The 24,701-nt window shown below is 66.4% G+C and carries 20 protein-coding genes; 9 read left to right on the forward strand and 11 right to left on the reverse strand.

The genetic code is table 11. The features are described from left to right. Nucleotides 1-28: 28 nt before the first annotated feature. The 4 genes from AC1DUN_RS17500 to AC1DUN_RS17515 all read right to left on the reverse strand — a co-directional run bounded on the left by AC1DUN_RS17500 (nucleotide 29) and on the right by AC1DUN_RS17515 (nucleotide 4,571). The gene (locus tag AC1DUN_RS17500; protein ID WP_477715142.1) at nucleotides 29-1,372 is read right to left on the reverse strand and encodes an aspartate aminotransferase family protein; all 1,344 of its coding nucleotides are present in this window, start codon (nucleotides 1,370-1,372) and stop codon (nucleotides 29-31) included. A 5-nt stretch (nucleotides 1,373-1,377) separates the two neighbouring features. Next, entirely contained in the window at nucleotides 1,378-2,424 is a 1,047-nt protein-coding gene (locus AC1DUN_RS17505) for a phosphotransferase (protein WP_477715066.1), read from the reverse strand. Further along, the gene (locus tag AC1DUN_RS17510; protein WP_477715067.1) at nucleotides 2,421-3,086 is read right to left on the reverse strand and encodes a haloacid dehalogenase type II; all 666 of its coding nucleotides are present in this window, start codon (nucleotides 3,084-3,086) and stop codon (nucleotides 2,421-2,423) included. The genes AC1DUN_RS17505 and AC1DUN_RS17510 overlap by 4 nt, the downstream gene beginning before the upstream one ends. 159 nt (nucleotides 3,087-3,245) lie before the next feature. Beyond that, a complete protein-coding gene (locus tag AC1DUN_RS17515) occupies nucleotides 3,246-4,571 on the reverse strand; it encodes an NAD(P)/FAD-dependent oxidoreductase (RefSeq protein WP_477715143.1) in 1,326 nt (441 codons plus the stop codon). Between the two features lie 345 nt (nucleotides 4,572-4,916). On the opposite strand from AC1DUN_RS17515, the gene AC1DUN_RS17520 reads away from it, so the two are divergent. Next, nucleotides 4,917-5,909, forward strand: coding sequence for an ornithine cyclodeaminase family protein (locus AC1DUN_RS17520; protein ID WP_477715068.1), 993 nt, complete (start codon nucleotides 4,917-4,919; stop codon nucleotides 5,907-5,909). Between the two features lie 84 nt (nucleotides 5,910-5,993). Here the strand turns inward: AC1DUN_RS17520 and AC1DUN_RS17525 are convergent, their stop codons facing one another. The 4 genes from AC1DUN_RS17525 to AC1DUN_RS17540 form a co-directional block, all read right to left on the reverse strand. After that, on the reverse strand, nucleotides 5,994-6,977 hold the full coding sequence (locus AC1DUN_RS17525; protein WP_477715069.1) for a threonine/serine dehydratase: 984 nt from the start codon (nucleotides 6,975-6,977) through the stop codon (nucleotides 5,994-5,996). A gap of 15 nt (nucleotides 6,978-6,992) precedes the next feature. Beyond that, nucleotides 6,993-8,486 (reverse strand): aldehyde dehydrogenase family protein, encoded by a 1,494-nt coding sequence (locus AC1DUN_RS17530; protein ID WP_477715070.1) that lies wholly within the window; start codon nucleotides 8,484-8,486, stop codon nucleotides 6,993-6,995. A 149-nt stretch (nucleotides 8,487-8,635) separates the two neighbouring features. After that, nucleotides 8,636-9,562 carry a 2-hydroxyacid dehydrogenase gene (locus AC1DUN_RS17535; protein WP_477715071.1) on the reverse strand — a complete coding sequence of 309 codons (927 nt, stop codon included), beginning with the start codon at nucleotides 9,560-9,562 and terminating at the stop codon, nucleotides 8,636-8,638. A gap of 5 nt (nucleotides 9,563-9,567) precedes the next feature. Further along, complete coding sequence (locus AC1DUN_RS17540; RefSeq protein ID WP_477715072.1) at nucleotides 9,568-11,328, reverse strand: dihydroxy-acid dehydratase; 1,761 nt, start codon at nucleotides 11,326-11,328, stop codon at nucleotides 9,568-9,570. 292 nt (nucleotides 11,329-11,620) lie between these two features. On the opposite strand from AC1DUN_RS17540, the gene AC1DUN_RS17545 reads away from it, so the two are divergent. From AC1DUN_RS17545 to AC1DUN_RS17575, 7 genes are all read left to right on the forward strand, one after another. Then, nucleotides 11,621-12,289 (forward strand): haloacid dehalogenase type II, encoded by a 669-nt coding sequence (locus AC1DUN_RS17545; RefSeq protein ID WP_477715073.1) that lies wholly within the window; start codon nucleotides 11,621-11,623, stop codon nucleotides 12,287-12,289. 187 nt (nucleotides 12,290-12,476) lie between these two features. Beyond that, the gene (locus AC1DUN_RS17550; protein WP_477715074.1) at nucleotides 12,477-14,096 is read left to right on the forward strand and encodes an ABC transporter substrate-binding protein; all 1,620 of its coding nucleotides are present in this window, start codon (nucleotides 12,477-12,479) and stop codon (nucleotides 14,094-14,096) included. 187 nt (nucleotides 14,097-14,283) lie between these two features. Next, nucleotides 14,284-15,240, forward strand: coding sequence for an ABC transporter permease (locus AC1DUN_RS17555; protein ID WP_477715075.1), 957 nt, complete (start codon nucleotides 14,284-14,286; stop codon nucleotides 15,238-15,240). Next, complete coding sequence (locus AC1DUN_RS17560; RefSeq protein ID WP_477715076.1) at nucleotides 15,237-16,106, forward strand: ABC transporter permease; 870 nt, start codon at nucleotides 15,237-15,239, stop codon at nucleotides 16,104-16,106. Before AC1DUN_RS17555 ends, AC1DUN_RS17560 begins: the two co-directional genes overlap by 4 nt. Then, nucleotides 16,106-17,947 (forward strand): ABC transporter ATP-binding protein, encoded by a 1,842-nt coding sequence (locus AC1DUN_RS17565; protein ID WP_477715077.1) that lies wholly within the window; start codon nucleotides 16,106-16,108, stop codon nucleotides 17,945-17,947. Before AC1DUN_RS17560 ends, AC1DUN_RS17565 begins: the two co-directional genes overlap by 1 nt. A 66-nt stretch (nucleotides 17,948-18,013) precedes the next feature. Then, nucleotides 18,014-19,465, forward strand: a complete 1,452-nt coding sequence (locus AC1DUN_RS17570; protein ID WP_477715078.1) for an NAD-dependent succinate-semialdehyde dehydrogenase — start codon at nucleotides 18,014-18,016, stop codon at nucleotides 19,463-19,465. A 136-nt stretch (nucleotides 19,466-19,601) separates the two neighbouring features. Next, the gene (locus AC1DUN_RS17575; protein WP_477715079.1) at nucleotides 19,602-20,897 is read left to right on the forward strand and encodes a D-amino acid dehydrogenase; all 1,296 of its coding nucleotides are present in this window, start codon (nucleotides 19,602-19,604) and stop codon (nucleotides 20,895-20,897) included. Nucleotides 20,898-21,044: 147 nt separating this feature from the next. Here AC1DUN_RS17575 and AC1DUN_RS17580 read toward each other — a convergent pair whose 3' ends face one another. Further along, nucleotides 21,045-21,746: an MSMEG_1061 family FMN-dependent PPOX-type flavoprotein gene (locus tag AC1DUN_RS17580; protein ID WP_477715080.1), complete on the reverse strand. Its 702-nt coding sequence runs from the start codon at nucleotides 21,744-21,746 to the stop codon at nucleotides 21,045-21,047. A 121-nt stretch (nucleotides 21,747-21,867) separates the two neighbouring features. Here AC1DUN_RS17580 and AC1DUN_RS17585 point away from each other — a divergent pair, with 121 nt between their 5' ends. Next, on the forward strand, nucleotides 21,868-22,656 hold the full coding sequence (locus AC1DUN_RS17585; protein WP_477662779.1) for an AraC family transcriptional regulator: 789 nt from the start codon (nucleotides 21,868-21,870) through the stop codon (nucleotides 22,654-22,656). Nucleotides 22,657-22,695: 39 nt separating this feature from the next. On the opposite strand, the gene AC1DUN_RS17590 is transcribed toward AC1DUN_RS17585, so the two are convergent. Continuing rightward, nucleotides 22,696-23,511 carry a sugar phosphate isomerase/epimerase family protein gene (locus AC1DUN_RS17590; RefSeq protein WP_477715081.1) on the reverse strand — a complete coding sequence of 272 codons (816 nt, stop codon included), beginning with the start codon at nucleotides 23,509-23,511 and terminating at the stop codon, nucleotides 22,696-22,698. Nucleotides 23,512-23,659: 148 nt separating this feature from the next. Further along, the gene (locus AC1DUN_RS17595; RefSeq protein ID WP_477715082.1) at nucleotides 23,660-24,700 is read right to left on the reverse strand and encodes an NADP-dependent oxidoreductase; all 1,041 of its coding nucleotides are present in this window, start codon (nucleotides 24,698-24,700) and stop codon (nucleotides 23,660-23,662) included. Nucleotide 24,701 lies beyond the last annotated feature (1 nt).

The raw sequence follows: 24,701 nt of genomic DNA on the forward strand, positions 1-24,701 counted from the left end.
GGATGGTAGCGCCGGATGCCGGTTGCGGCTAGGCCGTTCGCGCTTCAGCCAGGGATTCGTCGAGCGCCTGGATGACGAGGCCGGCTTGGTCCGCCGAGAGCACCAGGGGCGGGCGGATCTTGAGCACGTTGTGCCCCATCGCGCAGGCGCTGATCAGCACGCCCTTGTCGCGCATGCGGTTGACCACCTGGCTCGTCAGGCCGCGGTCCGGCGCGCGCGATGCCCGGTCGGAGACGAGTTCGACCCCGACAAACAGGCCCGCCCCGCGCACGTCGCCGATGGCTTCGTGCCGGGCTGCCAGGGCGGCGATGCCGTCGTGAAGAATCTTCCCCACTTGGGCGGCATGCTGCACCAGCCCGTCCCGCTCTATGGTGTCCAGCACCGCCAGCGCCGCCGCGCAGGAAACGGTATTGCCCGCAAAGGTGTTGAAGTAGCGCGAGTGCTTACCGAATTCCGCCAGAACGTCGGCGCTTGCCAGCAGCCCCGCGATGGGTTGGCCGTTGCCCATCGGTTTGCCCATGGTGACGATGTCGGGCTGCAGGCCGTGGCGCTGGAAACCCCAAAGATGTTCGCCCGTGCGCCCGAAGCCGGGCTGGACTTCGTCGGCAATGAAGAGGCCGCCGGCCCGTTTGATCGCGTCAACCGCGCCCTTCAGGAAGCCCGCCGGCCCGGGGAGTATGCCGTCGCTGGTGAACAGCGAATCGACAATCAGCGCGGCCGGCTTGATGCCATGGCGCCGCAGGTCGGCGATGGCCGCCTCGACGTCGCGGGTAAAGCGTTCGGACAGGTCGGCGCCCCCGGCGTGGTACAGGCGCGGTGCCGGCACCAGGCGCACATGCGCGCCGAGGTCGACGCTCACGCCCAGCGAGGGCGAGAACTTGGACACGGCGTCGGTGATGCCGTGGTAGGCGGTGTCGGTCACGATCATGCCGGTGCCGCCGGTGCGCACCTTGGCGATGCGATAGGCGAGGTCGTTGGCCTCGCTGCCCGTGCAGGTCAGCATCAGGTGGGCGAGCTCGGTACCCGGCACGCTCGCCAGCAGGCGTTCGGCCAGTTCCAGGATCGTGTCATGCAGGTAGCGCGTGTTGGTCGCCAGCGTCTGCACCTGGCGGCAGATGGCCTCGGTCACCGCCGGGTGGCAATGCCCCAGCGAGGTCACGTTGTTGTAGGCGTCGAGGTAGCGGCGCCCTTCCGGGTCTATCAGCCAGGCGCCTTCGCCCTTGACGATGTGCAGCGGCCGTTCATACATCAGGCGGTAGGCCGGGCCGAGCAGTGCGTCGCGGCGCGCAATCATCTGCTCGGTGGCCGGGCCCACGTCGGCGCGGCCGGGGACATAGGCATTGACCATGTTGAGGTCTATCGTGCTTTTCATGCTTTTCATTGAGTGGCTCCTGTGGGTAGGTGTACGCCGGCCAGCAGCCGGTCGCGTGCGGTGTCGCGGGAAAGATCGGCCATCTGGGCCAAGCCTTCCCACGCCGCGGGGTTGTGTCGCATGATGTAGGCGCGGTTCTCGGGATAGCGCGCGGCGCGCCATTCCGAAATCAGCGCCGTGATGAGGTGGCGCGTGGCCAGGAGGTCGGCAACGATTTCCTGCTCCGCGCCGGCCAGCGGCAGCACCGCGTGGTAGGCGGCCACGAACTGGGCCGGCCCCTCGAAAGGGTCGGGGCAGCCGGCCATATGGAAGGCGGCGGCTGTCGCCACCTCGCCGACCAGCGGCGCATGCACCATGTCGCCGAAGTCGATGATGCCCACGATGCGCGCTTGATCGTCGGGAGCGACCAGCACGTTGTAGAGGTGGTAGTCATTGTGGATCACCTGCGACCGCAGCGATGCCAGGCGCGGCAGCACGTGCACCTTGAAGCGCTCCATGAATACCTGGGCCAGCGCGCGGCGCTTGCCGTCCACGAGGCTGTCCAGCTGTTCGGTCAGCCGGTGCGCCGTGGCGACGTTCCACAGCAAGTCATGCGCCGCGCCCGGATGCGCGAAGCCGTGCAATGCGTGGTTCAAGCCGGCAAGCCCGGCCCCCATGGCGCGTCGCTGCGCGGCGGTGCGTTCGGTCTGGCGGATCTGGATGCCGTCCAGGTAGCTCAGCATGCGCACGCGTGTCTGAACACCCTCGGCGAGCTTGATGGTGTCATGCGTGTGCCCTTGCAGTGTCCGCACGACGCGGGGCACCGGCTGCTCGGGCGCGGCGCGGGCAATGTGCTCGAGCGCCGCGATCTGGAAGTCGACCACTGCGGGCGGTTCGGAGGGGTTGCTGATCTTGAAGACGTAGCGGCGGCCGTCCGACGCCTCCACCAGGCAGTTCTGGTCGCGTTCGCCCGCCAGCGGCTGGGTGCTGCCCTCGATGCCGTAGAGACGATGGACCAGCGCCTCCACCGCCGCGGGGGCCAGGTCGGGCGCGGTGGTGCTCAGCTGGGTCATAGGCCGAGCAGACCGGGAAGCTGGCGGACGTCGGTCAGCCTGCTGACGCCGAAGTTTTCAGACGTCGGCTCGTGGCCGCGATCAATAAAAGCCTTGGCCATAAAGCCCAGGTCGGACGCCGTCATCAGGTCGTAGCGAAAGCTCGACGAGACATGCATCATCTGGTCGGGCGCGCAGCCGAGCTGGTCGAACATGTATTCAAAGGTCTGGAAGCGCGGTTTGTAGGCGCGCGCCTCTTCGGCGGTGTAGACCGCGTGGAACTTCGCCTTGAGGTGGGCAACGCTCGCCGGGATCAGGTCGACCATCGAATTCGACAGGATCACCAGGGGCACGTGCGGCGCGATGGCCTCCAGCACCTCGACGACGTTGGGGTGCGGTTGCCAGGTCGGGATGGCGTCGTACAGCGCCACGGCGTCCGACGGTTGGTAGTCGACACCGTGCGCCTTGCATGCCCGCATGATCGAGTTCTCGACAACATTGAAGAATGGCTTCCACTCGCCCAGGACCTCGTCAAGGCGATAGGCCCGGAAGCTGTCGAGGAAGGCCGGCATGCGGCCGGCCGGCACGCGGCCTTCGAACAGGCGCTTGGCGGTGGGGCCCATCTCGAAGTTGATGAGCGTGCCGTAGCAGTCGAAGCTGATGAATTTGGGTTTGAATGTCATAGAAGATCCACGCTGTTGGGGTGGATACAAGTCTATGAATTCGCCGCCTTTTGAAATGCCGCAATCACAGGCGGCGCAAGTGGAATCCGTTTCAATCCGGGGCCTTGCCGGAATTTTGCATGGCCCCGGCTTTCAGCCGCCGCGTCCGCGGCGCGCCTCTTAGAAATCCGCCACCTTGCCCCAGGCCGATGCATTGAACCGCGCAGGATCAAAAGGCTTGGGGTCAAAGATCGGCTCGGCCCCGGACACGATGTCGGCGATCAGGTGGCCCGCGCCGGGGCCTATGCCGAAACCGTGGCCCGAAAAACCCGCGGCCAGGATCAGCCCGGGCACCTGCGGCAGCTCGCCGATGCCCGGCACACCATCGGGCGTGCTGTCGATATAGCCCGCCCAGGTGTTGGCGATGCGGGCTTCACGCAGTGCGGGCAACAGCTTGACGGCACGGCGGTGGGTTTCGCGGACACCCGCGGCGTCGGGCCTGGGGTTGAGGATGCGCGCCCGCTCCATGGGCGTGATGTCGTCCAGCTTCCAGCGCGCGCGGGTTTCGTGGCCCCAGCGCATGCCTTCCAGGCCGCCGGGGAACACATTGCGCCAGCGCTTGGCGAACATGGGGATGAACTGCGGCGCAAAGCGCAGCAGCTGCGGCGTGGGGTCGGCGCGCCCGCGGCCGCTGATGGCCAGCACGTAATGGCCGTCGGGGCGCCGGGTGACGGCGACGTTGGGGCCGGCCAGCGCGGCCGGCAGTTGCTGCGCCAGCGGAGCCACACGCACGATGGACTGGCGTATCGTGGCCAGCGGAAACCGCACGTCAAGCTGGTTGCAGAAGGACGATGCCCATGCACCGCCCGCGAGAACGGCGGCGCGGGTTTTGATGGTCCCGGCTTCGGTGACGACGCCGCTGAGGCGGCCGCCCTCCATCTCGATGCCGCGCGCGGCGCAGTTCTGGTGGACCGTGCCGCCCAGCTTGATGAGCGCGGCCGCAACGGCGGGCGCTGCCTTGGCCGGGTCGGCCGTGCCGTCGCTGGGCGAGAACACGCCGCCCTTCCACGCGCGGCCGGTGGCCCGCCCGCGTTCGGAAGCTTCGCTGCCGCTGAGCATGTGGGTGGTCACGCCGGCGGTGATCGCGAATTCGCGCCACTTGGCCCAGCCCGCAATCTGGGCCTCGTCATCGCTGAGGTAGAGCAGGCCGCAGCGCTTGAAGCCCGTGTCTTCGCCGCTGTCGGCGGCAAACTGGTCCCAGAGCTCCAGGCTGCGGGTGGCCATGGGCAGCTCGCGCGCGTCGCGGTTCTGCTGGCGGCACCAGCCCCAGTTGCGGCTCGATTGCTCGGCGCCTATGCGGCCTTTTTCGATCAGGGCGACCGACAGCCCGCGTTTGGCCAGGTAGTAGGCGGTAAACACACCGATGATGCCGCCGCCGATCACGACGACGTCGGCGCTGGCCGGCGGGGTGGACGAAGTTTCCAGGAGGCGCAGCGGTTGCGGCAGGGTAGGTGGCATCGTCGTTGCCGCGCCCTGGGCGCGTTGCATGGTCAGCGGTGGGTTCATGCTGCCATGGTAGAGGCTGGCGGGCAACCGGTGCTGCCGGATTGCGGCCTTCTTGCAACGAACAATGCTGTTCTCGGTGGATGGGAAGGAGATTCTGCTCCAGGGCCGCCGCGCCATACAACAGCCCATGCAAAGCCCGACTGGCCCGGCCGGCTGCCTGTGCCGCGCGGCGCCCTGAATACCGGGGTTTCTGTGCGGCGGCCGTGTGAAAACAGGATTTTGTGCAGGCCCTTCGTGTTGTACTTGTCCATGCAGGAATACAGAACGACCAGAGAGAGACCACCCGTGAAAACACTGCTGCTCAAGAAAGAAGAAGTCCGCGGATTGATCCGCATGAAGGAAGTCATAGGCACGGTGGAGGAGGCCTACAAGGCCTTCAACAGCGGCCAGGTGATGCAACCTCCCTACATCGGCATCGACCTGCCTTCCCACCGCGGGGAGATTGACTTCAAGCTGGGCTACAACCAGGGCAACGAAATGATCTCCATGAAGGCGTCCTCGGGCGGGTTTACCGGCAACCCGGAGCAGTACGGGGTGCCCAACGGCATGGGGACCGTGCTGCTGTTCGACGGCATGAGCGGCGCCCTGGTCTGCGTGATGGACGGCAGCCTGCTCACAGGCCTCAGGACCGGCGCGTGCGGCGCCGTCTCGGTCAAGGCGCTCGCAAGAAAGAACGCGAGCAGGATCACCTCGATAGGCACCGGCAACCAGGCCAGGATGCAGGTACGCGCCATCAGGGAGGTGATGAAGATCGAAGAAATCCATGCCTGGGACCATCATCCCGAGACACTGGCCAGGTACAAGGCGGACATTGAAAGCGAATTCGGCATTCCCGTGGTCATGGCCAACTCCAAGCAAGAGGCTGTAGCCAACGCCGACATCCTGATCACCACCACCCGCGGGAAAGGCTCGCTGGTGGAAGCCCAGTGGATCAAGCCCGGCACCCACATCGTCGCGATCGGCACGGATGCGCCAGGCAAGCAGGAGTTCGATCCGCAGATATTCCGCGGCGCGAAAGTTGTCGTCGACTCCATCGCCCAGTGCATCGAGAAGGGCGAAACACAGCACCCTTTGAAGCAGAAGATCATGGCCCAGGGCGACATCCACGCGGAGATCGGCGAGATCCTGCTGGGCAAGAAGCCGGGGCGCGCGAATGACGACGAGATCACGATCTTCGATTCCACCGGCATGGCCATTCAGGACAACACGACGGCGGCGAAGATTTACCGCAACGCCATTGAGAACAAGGTCGGCGCCTTCTTCGATTTCCTCGAATAAGATTTCACCGGAGCCATAAAAAAAGCCGCTCAGCGGCTTTTTTTTGCTCCAAATGCTTGCTCCGGGTATTTGCTCGAACTGCGCTTATCCAGCGTCTTTGTAGATCTCGGCCAGGTCGCACAGGTCCCAGTTCCCGCCGGTCAATACCGTGCAGACCTTCTCATTCGGCCTCAGCTTGACAAGGCCGGCCAGCAAGGCCCCGACGCCGATGGAGGCTGCGGGCTCGGCGATCAGCTTGGCATCCCTGGCCAGCGCGCGCATGCCGGCGACGATGTGCTCGTCTTCCACGAGGATGATCTCGTCCACATACTTCTCGATGATGGGGAACGGGTTCTGGCCCGGAACGCTGATTCGCAAGCCATCCGCGATGGTGTTTTTCAGCGGAAGCGAGGTGCGTTGCTTGTTGATCCGGCTCTGGAAGTACTTGGGCGTCAGGGCGGGTTCCGCGCCTATGACCCGCACCGACGGCTTGGTTTCCTTGATGGCGGTGGCGATTCCCGAAATCAGGCCGCCGCCGCCCAGGGGAACGATGACCGTGTCCACATCCTCCAGGTCCTCCAGGATCTCGCATCCTATGGTTCCCTGGCCGGCCATGACCAGCGGGTCTTCGAAACCGTGGACCGCCGTGTACCTGTTCTCTTCGGCGATCTCGCACACCCTTTTCCAGCGGGCGGCCGTGTCCCCGTCGAAAAGAATGACTTCCGCTCCCAGGGCCTGGGTGTTCTCGATCTTGATCCTGGGCGTGGTCACCGGGACGACAATGATCGCCTTGACGCCCAGCATCCTGGCGGCATAGGCGATGCCCTGGGCATGGTTGCCCGAAGAAGTCGCAATGAGGCCGTTGGCGATTTGCTCTCGTGGCAGCGACAGCGCCTTGTTCAAGGCGCCCCGAATCTTGAAGGCGCCCGTGATCTGCAGGGTTTCAGGCTTGAGGTAAAGCTGGCAGCCAAGGGCTGGCTCGATCTTCTCTGCCCGCAACAAGGGCGTATGCCGAATGTGCGGCTTCAGCCGTTCCCGGGCTTCCCGGATGTCCTGGAGGGTCGGGTAGTTGCGCATCTTGGCTGTCACTTTCGAATGTTGTTGTCAGTTGGGCTCGCCCTGCCAGCCCAGGATGGACTTGGTCTCCAGGTACTCCTGCAGCCCCTCGACCCCATACTCGCGCCCATTGCCCGAGTGCTTGTAGCCGCCGAAGGGGGCATGCGGGTTCCAGGGCGGGTTGTTGATGTGCACCTGGCCGGAACGAATCCTGGCCGCGACCGCGCGCGCCGCGGCCAGGTCCCGGCCCTGCACGTGCGCGCCCAGCCCGTAGACGGTGTCGTTGGCGATCTCCACGGCTTCATCCACGCTGTCATACGGAATGATGGCCAGCACCGGCCCGAAGATCTCTTCCTGCGCGATGCGCATGCGCGTATGCACGTCGGAAAAAATCGTCGGGCGCGCGTAAAAGCCGCGTTCCAGGCCCTGCGGCCGGCCGGGGCCGCCGCAGACAAGCCGCGCGCCTTCGGCGATGCCCGCATCAATCATTTCCTGCACACGGTTGAACTGCGCGCGGTTGGCCACCGGGCCGTGCGTGGTCTGCGGCGAACGCGGGTCGCCCACCACCAGGGTGGCGGCCGCCTCGCAGGCGATGCGCTCGACTTCCGCCAGGCGCTCGCGCGGCACGATCATGCGCGTCGGGGCGCTGCAGGACTGGCCCACGTTGCGAAAGCCCGCCGCCACGCCGGCCGCCACGGCACGCGTGAAATCCGCATCCGGCAGGATGAGGTTGGGCGATTTGCCGCCCAGCTCCTGGGCCACGCGCTTGACGGTGGGCGCTGCAGCCTGCGCCACCAGGACACCGGCCCGGTTCGAGCCGGTGATCGAGATCATGTCCACGTCGGGATGCGCCGACAGCGCGGCGCCCACCTCCAGCCCGCTGCCGTTCACGAGGTTGAACACACCGGCGGGGATGCCGGCGTCGCGCAGCACCTGGGCGAAGAGCAGGGCGCTCAGCGGGGACAGCTCGCTGGGCTTGAGCACCACGGTGCAGCCTGCCGCCAGGGCGGGGCCGACCTTGGCGGTGATCTGGTACAGCGGCCAGTTCCAGGGCGTGATCAGCGCGCAGACGCCGATGGCCTCGCGCATGATGGCCACGCCCTCGCGATGGATGAGGAAGGGATAGCTGCCCGCGAGGTCGCGCGCCACGCGAATGTGCTCCGCCGCCATGGGCACCTGTGTGCCGCGCGCCGTGCTGATGGCGGCGCCCATCTCGAGCGAGATCGCCTGGGCGAACAATTCCGCCCGCTCAAGGATCAGGCTGTGCACGCGGTCCAGCAGTGTGGCCCGGCTCTGGGGGGAACTGACAGACCAGCCGGCGAAGGCGCGCCGCGCCGCGATCACTGCCTCGTCCACGTCCTGCGCATTGCCCCGGGCGATCTCCGCGATGGTCTCCTCCGTTGAGGGGTCGACGACGGCGGCCCGGCCATGGCCCAGGGGCAGCACCCATTCACCGTCTATGAAAAGGCGGTCCAGGTGGCCGGCACTTGCAAGCTGTTCAACGAGGCGCATTCCCTCGTCGATGGCGTCGTTTTTCCCCATGATTGCCTCTCAAAAGAATTGAAGTCATGGTACTGCCGGGGCCTGAAACAGGTGTGCCGTTTCGCTGTGGGGATTCGGCATGAATGGTGCGCAAGCGGGGCATAACCGCAGCATCTGCGGCGGGGATTCGATGGGATGCGCTGCGTGCCTCAATACCCCCGCCCCCGGTCAACCACATCCCTCAGCGCTTCCCCGCGCTGAGCCCGCCGGATGTTCTCCAACAGGATCGGCGCCGCGCTCTCGGGCTGCGTCATGCTCGCCACATGCGGCGTCACAAAAACCCTTGGATGCGCCCAGAAAGGATGCTCGGGCGGCAGCGGCTCCGGTTCAGTCACGTCGAGGATGGCGCGCGACAGCTGGCCTGAATCCAGGGCTTCAATGAGATCGGCATCCACCAGATGCGGCCCACGGCCCACGTTGACCAGGGCCGCGCCTTTGGGCAGCGCCGCAAACAGCTCGCGATTCAAAATGCCTTTTGTCGCCGGGGTCAGCGGCAGCAGGCAGATCAGCACATCACAGCCCGCCAGGAAAGGCTGCAGCTGGTCGGCGCCGGCAAAGGTTTCCACGCCCTCCAGGGTGCGTGGCGAGCGGTTCCAGCCGCGCAGCTTGAAGCCGAACGCCGCCAACCGCTCCAGCACTGCGCAGCCCAGGCTGCCCAGGCCCATGACGCCCACGGTGCGGGCCGAGGCGGGCGGTACTTCGAGCGGGTTCCACACGCGTGCCGCCTTGTGCGCCATGTAGTCAAAAAAGTCGCGGTGCAGGGCCAGCACGGCCAGGCTCACGTATTCGACCATGCCGTTGATGATGCCGGGCTCGACCATGCGCACCAGCGGAATGTGGGCGGGCACGGCGGACAGGTCCACGTGGTCTATGCCGGCGCCCGAGGAGAACAGGACTTTAAGGTTCGGCAGCTCAGCGAGAAAGCCCGGGGGGGCCTGCCAGGCGATCAGGTATTCCACTTCCTTGAGGTCGCCGGCGTTGGGCCAGACACGGAAGTCCAGGTCGGGTGCGTGCCGGGCGAAGTACTTGGCCCAGCCTGCCGCGCGCGCGGCGTCGGATCGGTAGAGGATGCTCATGGGTCTTACCAGCCTCCCACCCAGCCGGTGAAGAGGCCTTCAGGAAGGGTGTCTTCGTCGGCGCCGCGCAGGAAATCAAAGTCGCAGCCCAGGTGGGCCTGCTCGATGTGCTCGTCGTAAAGCTTGCGGTAGCCACGGTGGTGCGTGCGCGCCGGCGCTTGCCATTCCTTGCGGCGGCGCTCCAGTTCCTCGGGGGCTACGCAGAGTTCCAGCCGGCGCCTGGCAACGTCAAGCTCGATGATGTCGCCGTCGCGCACCAGGACGAGCGGGCCGCCAATGGCGGCTTCGGGCGAGACATGCAGCACGGCGGCGCCGTAGCCGGTGCCGCTCATGCGCGCGTCGGAGATGCGCAGCATGTCGCGCACACCGCGCTCCATGAGCTTGCGCGGGATGGGAAGCATGCCCCACTCGGGCATGGCCGCGCCCACGGGGCCGGCGTTGCGCAGAATCAGCACGCTGTTCTCGTCAATGCCAAGGGCGGGGTCGTCAATGCGGTCGGCAATGGTCTGCACATCTTCGAACACCACGGCGCGGCCGCGGTGGCGCAGCAGTTTCGGGTCGGCGGCGCAGGTCTTCATCACCGCGCCGTCGGGTGCGAGGTTGCCTTTGACGACGACCAGCGGCTCGCCGGGCTTCACGGGCTTGTCCAGCGGGCGTATCACCTCGGTGTCGGTGACCTCGGCGGCCGCGATGATGTCGCCGATCGTGCGGCCATCGACGGTACGCGCATCCAGGTGCAGCAGCGGCGCCAGGGTCTTGAGCAGGGCGGGCACGCCGCCGGCCGCCATGAGGCGCTCGGTCAGGTGCTCACCGGCCGGCTGCACGTTGGAGATCAAAGGCGCGCGGCGGGCAATTTCGTCGAAGCGGTCCAGCGCCAGCGGCACGCCCACGCGGCCGGCCAGGGCCAGCAGGTGGATGATGGTGTTGGTCGAGCCGCCCACCGCGCACAGCAGGGTGATGGCGTTGTCAAAGGCGCGCGCGTCGAGAATTTCTTTCGGGCACGGGCCTCCTTCGCCGGCCATGCGGGCGCTGCGGCGGCCCACTTCGCGCGCGATCTGGGTGCGGCGGCCGTCGACCGCCGGGACCATGCTGCTGCCGGGCAGCGCCACACCCAGGGCCTCGCCAATGGCCGCCATGGTGGAGGCCGTGCCCATCTCGGCGCAGTGGCCCGGTGTGCCCATCACGTTTTTCTCGAAGGCCGCGAACTCGCACTGCGACAGCTTGCCGGCGCGCAGGCTGTCGACGATGCGCCAGACGCCCGTGGCGTTGCCCAGGTCGCCGCCTGTCATGGAGCGCGGCGTCGCCGGGCCGCTGGCCAGGAAGATAAAGGGAACGCCGGCGCTGGCCGCGCCCATCATGAGCGCCGGTTGCGTCTTGTCGCAGCCGCCCAGCAGCACCACCGCATCGAAGGGATGGGCGCGTATGCATTCCTCCGTCTCCATCGCCAGCAGGTTGCGAAAGGGGAAGGAGGTGGGCTTGATGATGTTCTCGCTGAGCGACATCAGCGGCGCCTCAAACGGGATGCCGCCGGCTTCGAGGATGCCGGTCCGTACCTCCTGCGCCAGCACGCGCAGGTTGGAATTGCAGGGGTTGATGTCGGACCAGGTATTCAGGATGCCCACAACGGGGCGCGTCATCAGGTCTTCACGGCTCCAGCCGGCTGCAGCCAGGGTGGAACGGTGCACAAAGCCGGGAAGGTCGTCCTTGCGGAACCAGCGTGCGCTGCGCAGCGGCCGGCCGGAGGAGGTGGTGTCGTTGTTGTCCATGATTGCCCTCGATAAATGCCTGCTTAAGGCGCGCTGTAGGCCAGCGAAAGACCCACGAAAGGCCCACTGAAGAATCGAAGTCATGGTACCCACCCGGGCCGGATTTGATGTGCCGTTTCGCCGCGGGCATTCGGCATGAACGATGCGCACGCGGCGCACAACCGCAGCATCTGCGGCGGCGCTTCAATAGCATTCATGGCATGGCAGCGGATTCGCTCGCGGCCCCTTTCATGACCTTGACCTTTCATGATCTTTCAATGACCTTCCAGCTACTTCCCAAGGAGACGCTTTCATGACCTTTCGCCCCAAGTACATCACCTTTGACTGCTACGGCACGCTGACCTATTTCCCCATGCACCAGGTGGCCTACGACCTCTACGAAGGCCAGCTGCCGCCCGAGCGCATGCATGTATTCCTGAAGGATTTCGCCGACTACCGCTTCGACGAAGTCATGGGCGACTGGAAACCCTACGACCAGGTGCTCAACTCGGCGCTCAAGCGCGCCTGCAAGCGCCACGGCCTGGCTTTCAAGGACGAGCATGCGCGCACGGTTTACGACGCCGTGCCGACCTGGGGCCCGCACGCCGACGTGCCGCACGCCCTCACGCGCGTGGGCAAGAAGATTCCGCTGGTGATCCTGTCCAACGCCATGAACGAGCAGATCCATTCGAACGTGGCCAAGCTGCAGGCGCCCTTCCACAAGATCTACACCGCGCAGGATGCCGGCGCCTACAAGCCGCGGCTGCAGGCTTTTGAGTACATGCTGGACCAGCTGGGCTGTGCGCCTGAGGATGTGCTGCATGTGTCGGCCAACCCGCGCTACGACATCTTCCCGGCGCAGAACCTGGGTATCGTGAACAAGGTGTTCGTCAACCGTGGTCATGAACCGCGCCCCAACGATGCCTGGAGCTTTGCCGAGATTCGGGACATCAACGGCCTGCCGGGCCTGGTCGGCTTGTGAAAACCCGTTCGCGGCCCCGGTTAGGCCGCGAACAGGTTCCGGGACGTTCGGCAGCGCACCGCACACCATGCCGCCGGCCGTCCACAAAACCGCAGTTTTAACCACGCACCCCCGTACGATCAAGGTATATCCCCGGCCGCGCGGTGCTCCAATGCCTTTACCCCCCACGAGAAACCAGGAGAACACCATGGCAGATAAGAAGCAACTAAGCGGCCTGATCGGCCCTGAAGAGAGCACGCGCATTCTTGGTGCGCTGCAGCGCGGTGCAAACCGCCGCGACGTGCTGGCCATGCTGATGGCCGGCGGCATGCAGGCCACGCTGGCCGGCGGCATCGCGGGCGTTGCTACCAGCGCGCATGCGCAAACGCCGCGCAAGGGCGGCCGCATCAAGGTCGCCGAAGCCAGTTCCGGGGTGAGCGACACCCTGGACCCGGCCAAGCAGGGCAACGCGACCGACTATTCCCGCGGCTTCATGTTCTACAACGGATTGACCTACCTGAACGGGAGCCTGACACCGCAGCCCCAGCTGGCCGAGGAGTTCAGCACCAAGGACGCCAAGACCTGGATCTTCAAGCTGCGCAAGGGCGTCACCTTCCACGACGGCAAGCCGCTCACGCCGGCGGACGTGGTGTTCTCCATCATGCGCCACAAGAACCCGGCCATCGGCTCCAAGGCCAAGGTGCTGGCCGACCAGATCGAAGACGTGACGGCCACCGGCCCCAATGAAGTCACCATCCGCCTGGTGGCGCCCAATGCCGACCTGCCGGCCATCCTGGGCACCTACCACTTCCACATCGTCAAGGACGGCACAACCGATTTCAACGCGGGCATTGGCACGGGGCCCTACAAGGTCAAGGAGTTCAAGCCCGGCGTGCGCGCGATCGCCGTGCGCAACGAGAACTACTGGAAGCCCAACCGGCCTTACCTGGACGAGATCGAGCACGTGGGCATCAGCGACGAAACGGCGCGCGTGAACGCGCTGCTGGCGGGCGAACTTGATCTGATCGCCCGGGTCAACCCGCGCTCCATCGACCGCGTCAACGCCAGCGGCAAGGCCGTTATCTTCGAAACCAAGGGCGTTTCGTACACCGACCTGATCATGCGGCGCGACAGCGGCCCGGGCGCCAACCCGGACTTCGTGATGGCCATGAAGCTGCTGTTCAACCGCGAGCAGATGCTCAAGTCCATCCAGCTGGGCCGTGGCGTCGTGGCGAACGACCAGCCCATCAATCCGGGCGACCGCTTCTTCTTCAAGGGCCTGAAGCAGCGCCCCTACGATCCCGAGAAGGCGAAGTGGCACTTGCAAAAGGCCAATCTGGGCAGCGCCGCCATCCCCGTGGTGGCCTCAACGGCCGCCACCAGCTCGGTGGAGATGGCCCTGGTGCTGCAGCATGCGGCGCGGCAGGCCGGCCTGAACCTGGACGTGCGCAACATGCCGGCCGACGGCTACTGGTCGCAGCACTGGATGAAGCACCCGGTCAATTTCGGCAACATCAACACGCGCCCCACGGCCGACCTGGCGCTGACCCTGTTCTTCAAGTCCGACTCTCCCACCAACGAGTCCGGCTGGAAGAACGAGAAGTTCGACCAGTTGCTGGTGGCCGCGCGCGGCGAAACCGACCAGGCCAAGCGCACCCAGATGTACGCCGACATGCAGGTCCTGATCCACAACGAAGGCGGTATCGGCATTCCGATGTTCCTCTCCAGCCTGGACGGCCACAGCAAGAAGCTCAAGGGCTTGCAGGCGATCCCGCTGGGCGGGATGATGGGGTCGAGTTTCGCGGAACACGTCTGGTTGGACACTTGAAACACCCCCGAAGCGCCTTTGGCCTCGCGGCTCCCTCAAGGGGGGCGAGACCCGCGGCTCCAGACCGACCTGCGTCGGTCTGGACGGGTCGAGCAGTGGCTGCCTCTGGCAGCCACGCGGCCTGCAAGGCACCTCTGCGGCCCGGCAAAGCCGGTTCCGCGCGGGCACTTGGAACGGAAAAAACGCAATGAACCTTACCATCCTTAAATTAGTGGCCAACCGGATTGTTGCCGGCCTGGCTTCGCTGCTGGCGGTGTCGGCGGTGGTGTTTGCCATCACCGCCGTGCTGCCGGGCGATGCGGCCGAAGAGAAGCTGGGGCAGGACGCCACGCCCGAGGCGGTGGCGGCGCTGCGCAAGGAGATGGGCCTGGACCGCAGCGCGGTGCTGCGCTACTTCGACTGGCTGGGCGGCATGGCCAGGGGCGATGCGGGCAAGTCGGTGGTCACCGGCATGCCGGTGGGTGAGGCCGTTAACAGCCGCCTGCCCGCCTCGCTGCTGCTGGCCGCGGTGACGACGGCATTTTCCGTGCCGCTGGCCCTGGGCCTGGGCATCCTGTGCGCCTTGCGGCGCGGATCGGCCTTCGATCGCTTCATCAGCATGGCGACGGTGGCTGTCGTGTCGGTACCGGAATTCCTGGTGGCCACGCTGGCCGTGCTGGTGTTCGCGGTGCAGCTCAAATGGCTGCCTGCGCTCTCCTACGATGTCAACATTTCCTCGCCGGGCGAAATGCTGCGCTCCTTCGCCTTGCCGGTGCTCAGCCTGGGCAGCGTGATCGTGGCGCAGATGCTGCGCATGACGCGCGCGGCCGTCATCGACCAGATGGCGGCGGCCTATATCGAGATGGTGCGGCTCAAAGGCGCGAGTGCCGCGCGCACCGTGCTGTTCCACGCGCTGCCCAATGCCATCGGCCCCATCGCCAACGCGGTGGCGCTCAGCCTCTCGTACCTGTTGGGCGGTGTGATCATTGTTGAGGTGATCTTCAATTACCCGGGCATCGCCAAGCTCATGGTGGACGCCGTCTCCCAACGGGACATGCCCCTGGTACAGGCCTGCGCCATGATCTTCTGCGCCGCCTACCTGATCCTGGTGATGCTTGCCGACGTGTGCGGCATCGTTGCCAACCCACGATTGAGGCACCAATGAACGTCGCCACTCTTGTACCTTCGACGGCGGCCACGAAGCGCCGCGCCTGGCTCTCGGGCTGGTCCCGTGCCGGCAAGTTCGGCCTGGCCGTGCTGGCCTTCTGGGTGGCCGTGGCGATCTACGCCTGCTTCGTGCCTGACAACGCGCTCGGCGAGATGTCCGATGCCGGCGTCTTCCAGGGCATGAGCGCGCAGCACTGGCTGGGCACCGACTACCTGGGCCGCGACATGCTCCTGCGCATCGTTGCGGGCACGCCCTACACCATAGGCGTGGCTTTCATTGCGACGCTGATCGCCTGCGGCGTAGGGGCGGTGCTCGGCCTGCTGGCCGCCGTGACGGGCGGCGCGGTCGACGCGGCGCTCAGCCGCGTGCTCGACACCCTGGTCTCCATCCCGAGCAAGATGTTCGCGCTGGTGATCATTGCCGGCTTCGGCTCCTCGGTCCCGCTGCTCATTGCGGTGACGGCCATCGTCTACATGCCGGGCGCCTACCGCATCATCCGCTCGCTGGCCGTGAACATCAACGCCATGGACTACGTGCTGGTGGCCCGCGCCCGCGGCGAGCGCCACGCCTACATCATGCGCCGCGAAATCCTGCCCAACATCACCGGCCCGCTGCTGGCCGACATGGGGCTGCGTTTTGTCTACGCCCTGCGCCTGCTGGCGAGCCTGAGCTTCCTGGGCCTGGGCGTGCAGCCGCCCATGGCCGATTGGGGCTCGCTGGTGCGCGAGAACCTGGGCGCCTTGCCGGTGGGCGGCGTTTCGGTGCTTGCCCCCGCCCTTGCGATCGCCGTGCTGACGATCGCGATCAACCTTGTGATCGACAACTTGCCGGGCCACACCGACGCCGATCGGGAGAAACATTAATGGGCGCTACTGTCCTTGTCAAAGAACTGCGCGTGGTCGCGCAGGCCGCCGGCGGCGGCGAAACGGAAATTGTCAAAGGCGTGTCCTTCCGCATCGAACCCGGCGAAGTGCTGGCGCTGATCGGTGAGTCCGGCTCCGGCAAGACCACCATAGGCCTGGCCCTCATGGGCTACGCGCGCAGCGGCTGCCGCATCGCCGGGGGCAGCGTGCGCATCGGCGACACCGACGTGCTGGCGCTCACCGAATCCGAACGCCGCCGGCTGCGCGGCCGCCGCGTTTCGTACATCGCGCAGAGCGCTGCCGCTTCGTTCAACCCCTCGCGTACCATCATGGACCAGGTGGTCGAGACCGCGCACATCCACTCGCTGATGCCGCGCGCCGAGGCCGAGAAAAAAGCCGTGACGCTGTTCCGCGAGCTGGCGCTGCCGCAGCCCGACACCATAGGCCAGCGCTACCCGCACCAGGTTTCGGGCGGGCAGTTGCAGCGGTTGATGGCCGCGATGGCGCTGATGAGCGACCCGGACCTGGTGATCTTCGACGAGCCCACCACGGCCCTGGACGTCACCACCCAGATCGAGGTGCTGCACGCCTTCCGCCGCGTGGTGCGCGAGCGCAAGACCACGGCGGTTTATGTCACCCACGACCTGGCGGTGGTGGCCCAGATGGCCGGCCGCATCCTGGTGCTGCGCGACGGTGCCGAGCGCGAGATTGGCACCACGCAACAGATCATCACCACACCGAAAGACGACTACACGCGCAGCCTGATCGCCGCCGCCAACCCCAAGGCGCGCACCGGTGAGGCGCACGCCGAGGGCGCCACGCCGCTGCTGGAAGTGCGCAACCTGGTCGCCGGCTACGGCCCGCTGGACAAGCACGGCCGGCCCGCCTCCCCGGTGCTCGACGACGTGAGCCTGCGCCTGTACCGCGGCCAGGCCATCGGTGTGATCGGTGAATCGGGCTCAGGCAAGACCACGCTGGCGCGCGTGGTCGCCGGGCTGATAGGCCCCGCCGGCGGCCAGATCATGTTCGACGGCAAGCCGCTGCCGCGCCTGGTATCGCAGCGAACGCCCGAGGAACTGCGCCGCATCCAGATCGTGTTCCAGATGGCGGACACGGCGCTCAATCCTTCGCACACCATCGCCGACATCCTCGCCAGGCCGCTGCAGCTGTACCGTGGCCTGAAGGGCGAGGCGCTGGACAAGCGCATCGCGCAGCTGCTGGACCTGGTGCAACTGCCGCAGGCTTGCGCACGGCGCTTGCCCGTGGGGCTGTCCGGCGGACAGAAGCAGCGCGTCAACCTGGCGCGCGCGCTGGCTGCCGACCCCGACCTGATTCTGTGCGATGAAGTGACCTCGGCGCTGGACACCGTGGTGGGCGCCGCCATCCTCGACCTGCTGGCACAGCTGCGCAAGGAGCTCGGCGTGTCCTACATGTTCATCAGCCACGACATGAACACCGTGCGGGCCGTGTGCGACGAGATCGTGGTGCTGTATGCCGGCCAGAAGGTCGAGTCGCTGACCCGCTCGGCTTTCGCGCATGCGCCGCGCCATCCCTACTTCCATCTGCTGGCGAACTCCGTTCCGGAATTGCGCCAGGGCTGGCTGGAAGAAGTCGGGGCGGCGCAGCGCGCGGCCCTGCCGCTGGTGCAGGCGCCCGTAGACCGCGCGGGCATCTGCAGCTTCCTGGACCGCTGTCCCTTGCGTGTGGCCGGCCTGTGCGACAGCAAGACGCCGCCGCGGCGCGAGCTCGAAGGTGGGGTGGAGGTGTTTTGCCACCGCAGCGCCGACGAACTGCTGCAGCTGCAAAAGACCAAGGCGCAGCCGCAGGAATGCACGGCCTGATCCGCGGCCGTTGCATACGAATTGAATTGCCCTGAACCGAACTGAACTGAACTGAACTGAACCGACATGGAAACACTGAACTTCATTGAAGGCCGCTGGCAAGCGGCCCAGGACGCCCGCCAATTCGAGGTGCGCAACCCGGCCGACGACAGCCTGATCGCCACCATCGCCGATGGCGGCGCCGCCGATGCGCGCCTGGCCGCCGATGCCGCGGCCGGGGCGCTGCACGCCTGGAAGGCGCGCCCGCCGCGCGAGCGTTGCCTGATCCTCAAGAAATGGCAGGCTCTGATAGAGCGCGACGTGGAGCCGCTGGCCGCGCTGATCTCTCGCGAGCAGGGCAAGCCGCTGGCCGAATCGCGCGGCGAGATCGCCTATGCCGCGGGTTATGTCGAATGGTTCGCGGAAGAGGGTGTGCGTGCCCACGGTGAAGTCATCGCCGCGCCCGTCACCTCCAAGCGATACATCGTGCTGCGGGAAGCCGTCGGTGTCGTGGCCGTGGTCACGCCCTGGAATTTCCCGGCCGCGATGATCGCGCGCAAGATTGCGCCCGCGCTGGCCGCCGGCTGCACCGTGGTCGCCAAGCCCGCCGAAGACACGCCGCTGACATCGCTGGCGCTGGTGAAGCTGGCCGAGGAAGCGGGCGTGCCACCGGGCGTGCTCAACATCGTGCCCGCCTCGCGCGATCGCACGCCGGAAGTGGTCGGCGAATGGCTGGCCGACGGGCGCGTGCGCAAGATCAGCTTCACCGGCAGCACGCCGGTGGGCAAGCTGCTGGCGCGTGAGTCCGCCACCACGCTCAAAAAGCTGTCGCTGGAGCTGGGCGGCAACGCGCCCTTCATCGTGTTCGAAGATGCCGACATCAACGCGGCCGTCGAAGGCCTGATGGCCTCGAAATTCCGCAACGGCGGCCAGACCTGCGTGAGCCCCAACCGCGTGTACGTCCACCAGACGGTGCACGACCGTTTTGTCGACAAGCTGGCGGCCCGCGTGGGCGCGCTGAAGGTCGGTCCCGCAACCTGGCCGCAGGCCGAGATCGGTCCCATGATCAATGCCCGTGCGCTGGACAAGATAGAGCGCCATGTGAACGACGCCGTGGCCAAGGGCGCCAAGGCGGTGGTGGGCGGTTGCCGCGTGCGCAACGACGTGGCCACCGGGCCCAACTACTACGCGCCCACGGTGCTGACCGGTGCCACCAAAGAGATGGCCCTGTCCTGCGAGGAAACCTTCGGCCCCGTGGCCGCCATCTTCCCCTTCGCGACCGAAGAGGAAGTTGTCGCATTGGCCAACGACACGCCTTACGGCCTGGCCGGTTACTTCTATTCGAACGACGTCAAGCGCATCTGGCGCGTGGCCTCTGCGCTGGAGACCGGCATGGTCGGCATCAACGAAGGCGCCATCGCCGCGCAGGCTGCGCCCTTCGGTGGCGTGAAGGAATCGGGCTACGGCCGCGAAGGCTCGCACTGGGGCCTGGACGACTACCTGCACACCAAGTACCTCTGCCAAGGTGGATTAGCGTGACACCCCCGAAGCGCCTTCGGCGCCTCCCCCTCAAGGGGGCGCACCCTGCGGCCCGGCAAAGCCGGTTCCGCGAGTGCTCTCGCTTGGCACCTCGACCTGCGCACGCCTTGTGTTTCTTGCAGTTTGAGGAGCGAACATGAAAGTACTTGTTCTGGGCGCCGGCGTGATCGGTACCACCACGGCCTACTACCTGGCCCGGGCGGGCCATGAGGTGACGGTGGTCGACCGACAGGCCGGCCCCGCGCGCGAGACAAGTTTTGCCAATGCCGGCCAGGTGTCGCCGGGTTATGCCGCACCCTGGGCCGCGCCCGGCGTGCCGCTCAAGGCGCTGCGCTGGATGTTCCAGAAGCATGCGCCGCTGGCCATAGGCCTGGACGGCAGCATGGACCAGCTGCGCTGGATGTGGCAGATGCTGCGCAACTGCAGCCCGCGGCGCTATGCGGTCAACAAGGAGCGCATGGTGCGGCTGGCCGAGTACAGCCGCGACTGCCTGGCGCAGCTGCGCGAGGGCACCGGCCTGCGCTATGAAGGCCGCGAGGGCGGCACACTGCAGGTGTTCCGCACCCAGGCGCAGCTCGATGCTGTCGGCAAGGACGTGGCCGTGCTGCGCGCCGCGGGCGTACCCTATGAACTGCTGGGCCCCGAAGACCTGCTGCGCGCCGAACCGGCCATCGCCACCGGGCCGCTGGTGGGCGGCCTGCGCCTGCCCGGCGACGAAACCGGCGACTGCCACTTGTTTACCACCGGTATCGGCCACCTGGCCCAATCCATGGGCGTGCGTTTTTCTTTCGGCGAGGCCATAGACCGTGTCGAAGTCTGTGCCGGCCAGGTGGCCGGCGTGCTGCAGGGCGGCCGCCTGCTGAAAGCCGATGCCTATGTGATGGCGCTGGGTTCGTATTCCACGGCCATGCTGGGCGAGGCCTTGAAGATCCCCGTCTATCCGGTCAAGGGCTATTCGATCACCGTACCCATCGCCGACGCGGGCCGCGCGCCGGTGTCGACCGTGCTGGACGAGAGCTACAAGATTGCCATCACCCGTTTTGACCGCCGCATCCGCGTGGGCGGCATGGCGGAACTGCGCGGCTTTGACCTGCGCCTGAACCCGCGGCGCCGCGAAACGCTGGAACTGTGCCTGAACGACCTGTTCCCCGGCGCCGGCCATGTCGAGGACGCCACCTTCTGGACCGGCCTGCGGCCCATGACCCCGGACGGCACACCGCTGGTGGGCCGCACGCCGCTGCCCAATCTCTACCTCAACACCGGCCACGGCACGCTGGGCTGGACCATGGCCTGCGGCTCCGCGCGCCTGCTGGCCGATGTCATGAGCGGCCGCGCACCCGAGATCCGCGCCGACGACCTTTCGGTGCAGCGTTATGCGCAGCCGGAATCACGGCCATGGGCCGGCCCTTGGGGGGCGGTCCAATTCGACTAACTGCTTGTGAACTTGTTTACGACTATTGCCCAGAACAAGCGCACTGCGGGGTTTGGTGGACGCTCACTTCGCGCAGCGAAGTTATGCGGCCACACAAATCCTCCCCCAATCTTGCAAATAGCGCGACAGTCGAATGGCAGTCGACCTTCAGTACAGGTCATTGCGCACTGATTGATCGTAGTGTTTGTTGATTTGCTGAACCTGCGCGTCATCGAGATCGCTGGAGGCATCGTGGAGCCGGCTGATGGCCGCGAGCATGTCACCCACTGTGGGCAAGGTGTCGCGATCCAGCCTTGAGCTGTGCTCCCAGAGCTGGGCACGATTGACGGCCTTGCCGCAGTGGAACAGCACCTCGTCGATCTGCACGACGGTTGCTGCCTTGGGTGTGCGCATCCCTTCGCGAAGATCGGACAACAAGTCATGATCGGTAGAGACGCGTCCCCGGCCGTTGATGCGAAGAAAGATCTCCAGCCCCGGGAACAGAAAGACCATTGCAAGCCGCCGGTCGCGCTGCAGGTTTCGCAATGATTCGATCCGGTTGTTGCCCGGCCAGTCGGCAAATGCGACCGTGTTGTCGTCGAGTACGTGAACAAAGCCGGGCGGGCCGCCGCGCGGCGAGGCGTCCAATCCATGCTCGCTCCCCGTCGCCAGGCAAAAGAATGTGGCTTTGCGCAGGTATGCCTTGTGAAAGTCGACCAGGTGGTCCAGCACGGCACGCTGGATTCTTTCGGACGGCGGCGCATAGAGCGCGTCGAGATCAGCTTGCGGCACTTGGGCGTCCGCTTGCGCTTGCCGGGGCTTCGCTGGGGTCGCGTCTTGGGTGGGCGATCCGGCGTTTTGTGTCTTCATGAGAGGGCCTTCTTAAAAGTAGAAGAAGTAAAAGAAGTAGAAGAAGTAGAAGACCCCAAGCCTAAGCACGATTCAATGGCTCCCGTAAACTGTATCGGCCATTCAATATCTCAAATCCGCCATGCACGACCCCATGAGCCACCTGGACGACTACATCAACCTGGCGGGCGGCCCGGTGCTTTTTGCCGCGGAAGGCCGCCATGAGGATGAGCTGGCGGCGCAGCCGCACCAGCATGCGCGCGGCCAGCTTTTCGGTTCCATGCGTGGTTTGTTGTCCGTGGGTGTGCAGGAAGGGGTCTGGCTGGTGCCGGCGATCCACGCTGTGTGGCTGCCGCCTCGCCAAATGCATTCCGGACGCACGCATGGGCCTTTTCACGGCTGGAGCGTGTATGTTGCGGAGTCCGCCTGCGGCGACTTGCCGCCACAGCCTTGCACCATCCGCTTGTCCGGGCTGCTGCGTGAAGCCGTGCTTCGCGCCGCACGCTGGCCTGTCAATGCCAGTGAACCCCTGAGCGGCGCGCAGGCGCACCTTGCCGGCGTCATCCTGGACGAAATCCGGACACTGCCTGTTGAGCCGCTCGGCCTGCCTTTGCCGAAAGACCCGCGCCTGCAGCGTGTCGCTCGCGCCCTGATCGCGGATCCGGCGGATGATCGCGACATGGCGCACTGGGCTGATTTCGCGGCCGTGAGTACGCGCACCTTGACCAGGCGCTTTGTTGCCGAGACAGGCTTCAACTTCACGGAATGGCGGCAGCGTGCCCTCTTGATGCGGTCGCTTGAAATGCTGGCGGCGGGCGCCGCCGTGACGACGGTGGCCCTGGACCTGGGCTATTCCACCGCGAGCGCCTTCATCACGCTTTTCCGCCGCACCTTTGGCGAGACCCCCGCCGCCTACAAAGCCCGCCTGTGAAGCCGCGCGGGCGGCACGGCGAGGGGGCGCTCTCCTTCCTCACGCCGCAAGCCGGGCCAGCACACGCCGCGTGGCGGCAAGCGCCCGCCGCGCACGTTCCGTGGCGCCGACAGTGAGCGCCAGCGTATGCGCCGGCACTTCGAGGCTGAGCGGGATGTCGCGCGGCGCCGCGCGCAGAAGGCCGGGCAGGTCCACCTCGCCATCACCGGGAAACAGGCGCTCGCCGCGGGCCTCGGCGAGGATGGCGTCCATCGTCGGCGGAATGGCCGCGGGCACGTCACACAGCTGCATGAAGCGCAAACGCGAGGGCGGGATGTTGGCGATGTCCGTGATGCGGCTGCGCGAGCGGCTCAGGTGGAAAGCATCGATCAGCACACCCGCGTTGCCGCGGCCGGCGTGCTCGACAATGCGCGCGGCCTGGGCCAGGTCTTTCGCGTCGGTCCAGGGCATGAACTCCAGGGAGGGGGCCAGCCCATAGCGCCCGGCGAGGTCGCAGAATGCGGCGAAGGTGTCGGTCAGCCGGGCCTCATCGGAATCGTTGCCGGCCACGAGCAACTCGCTTGCGCCCAGCCGGGCGGCGGTGGCCATCGCGGCTTCGTAGTCGCCGATCCGGGTGTCGGGCTTGAGACGAAAGATCTCCACATCGAGCACCTTGACGCCGGTGTCCGCCAGGCGAGCCTCGACTTCGCGCAGCATAGCCGTGTCTCCCACGATGTCGTATTGCGGCTCGGTGGGCGTTGCGGGCAGCAGGCGAATGCCGACATGGCTGAAGCCGGCATCAAAGGCGCAGCTCACCATCTCGGGTGGCGTCAGCTCCAGCACGGTCAGGGCGGCGAGTGAAATGGGGCGGGTCATGTTTTTGGCGCTGGCTCTTGGGACAGGGGTCTGGACAACAGCAATTTACCGCCAAAACAAGCGAGGGCTTCAGCGCGACCGGGAAAGTTTGAGCGGCCGCGCACCCGAGATCCGCGCCGACGACCTTTCGGTGCGGCGCTATGCGCCGCTACGCCTCCAGGCGCACGACCACCTTGCCGGCGTGCCGGCCCTGCAGCAGGTCTGACAAAGCGGCGGGCGCATTTAAAAGGCCGTCTACAACGCTTTCCCGCGCCTGGATCTGCCCGTTGTCGACCCATTGCTCCATGTCGCGGCGGAACACATCAAAGCGCGGGCCGTAGTGGTCAAGAATGATGAAGCCATGAACCTGCACCCGCTTTTGCAGGATGGCGGCCAGGAACTGCGGCATGTGATTGGCGCCGGATGAACCTGCCGCGTCGTTGTAATGCGCGACAAAACCGCACACCGGCATGCGGGCGCCGATATTGAGCAGCGGAAGCACCGCCAGCAGCACCTCACCGCCGACGTTCTCAAAGTACACGTCTATGCCGGCCGGGCATGCGGCGGCAAGCTGCGCCGCAAACAAGGGCTCGTGCCTGTCAATGCAGGCATCAAAGCCCAGCTCGGCTACGGCCTGCCGGCACTTGTCAGCACCGCCGGCAATGCCCACGACGCGCGCGCCCTTGAGTTTGGCGATCTGGCCGACCATGGCGCCCACCGCGCCGGTCGCGGCGGCGACCACCACGGTTTCACCGGCCTTGGGCCGGCCTATGTCCAGCAGGCCGACATGCGCCGTGAAGCCCGGCATTCCGAGCGCGCCCAGCGCCAGCGAAGGCCTGGCCATGTCGCCCAGGGCCTGCAGCTCGTTGCCGTCGCTCACGGCGTAGTCCTGCCAGCCGCTGTTGGCGAGCACCAGCTCACCGTTGCGATAGGCGGGATGCCTGGATTCGATGACGCGGCTGACGGTGCCGCCCGGCATGGTGCCGCCCAGCGGAACGGGTGGCGCGTACCCAGGCCCGGTTTTGTCCATCAAGTTGCGCATATACGGGTCCAGCGAAAGGAACTGCGTTCGCAAGAGCACCTGGCCTTCACCCGGGCGCGGCACGGGCCCGGTCACAAGGTGGAAGTCGGACGCGACGGGCAGGCCGCGCGGGTGCGCCGCCAGAGTGATGCGCCGGTTGATGGGGGCGTGTGCTTGCGGACTTGTCATG

It is taken from the genome of Polaromonas sp. P4_F6 (assembly GCF_056401275.1).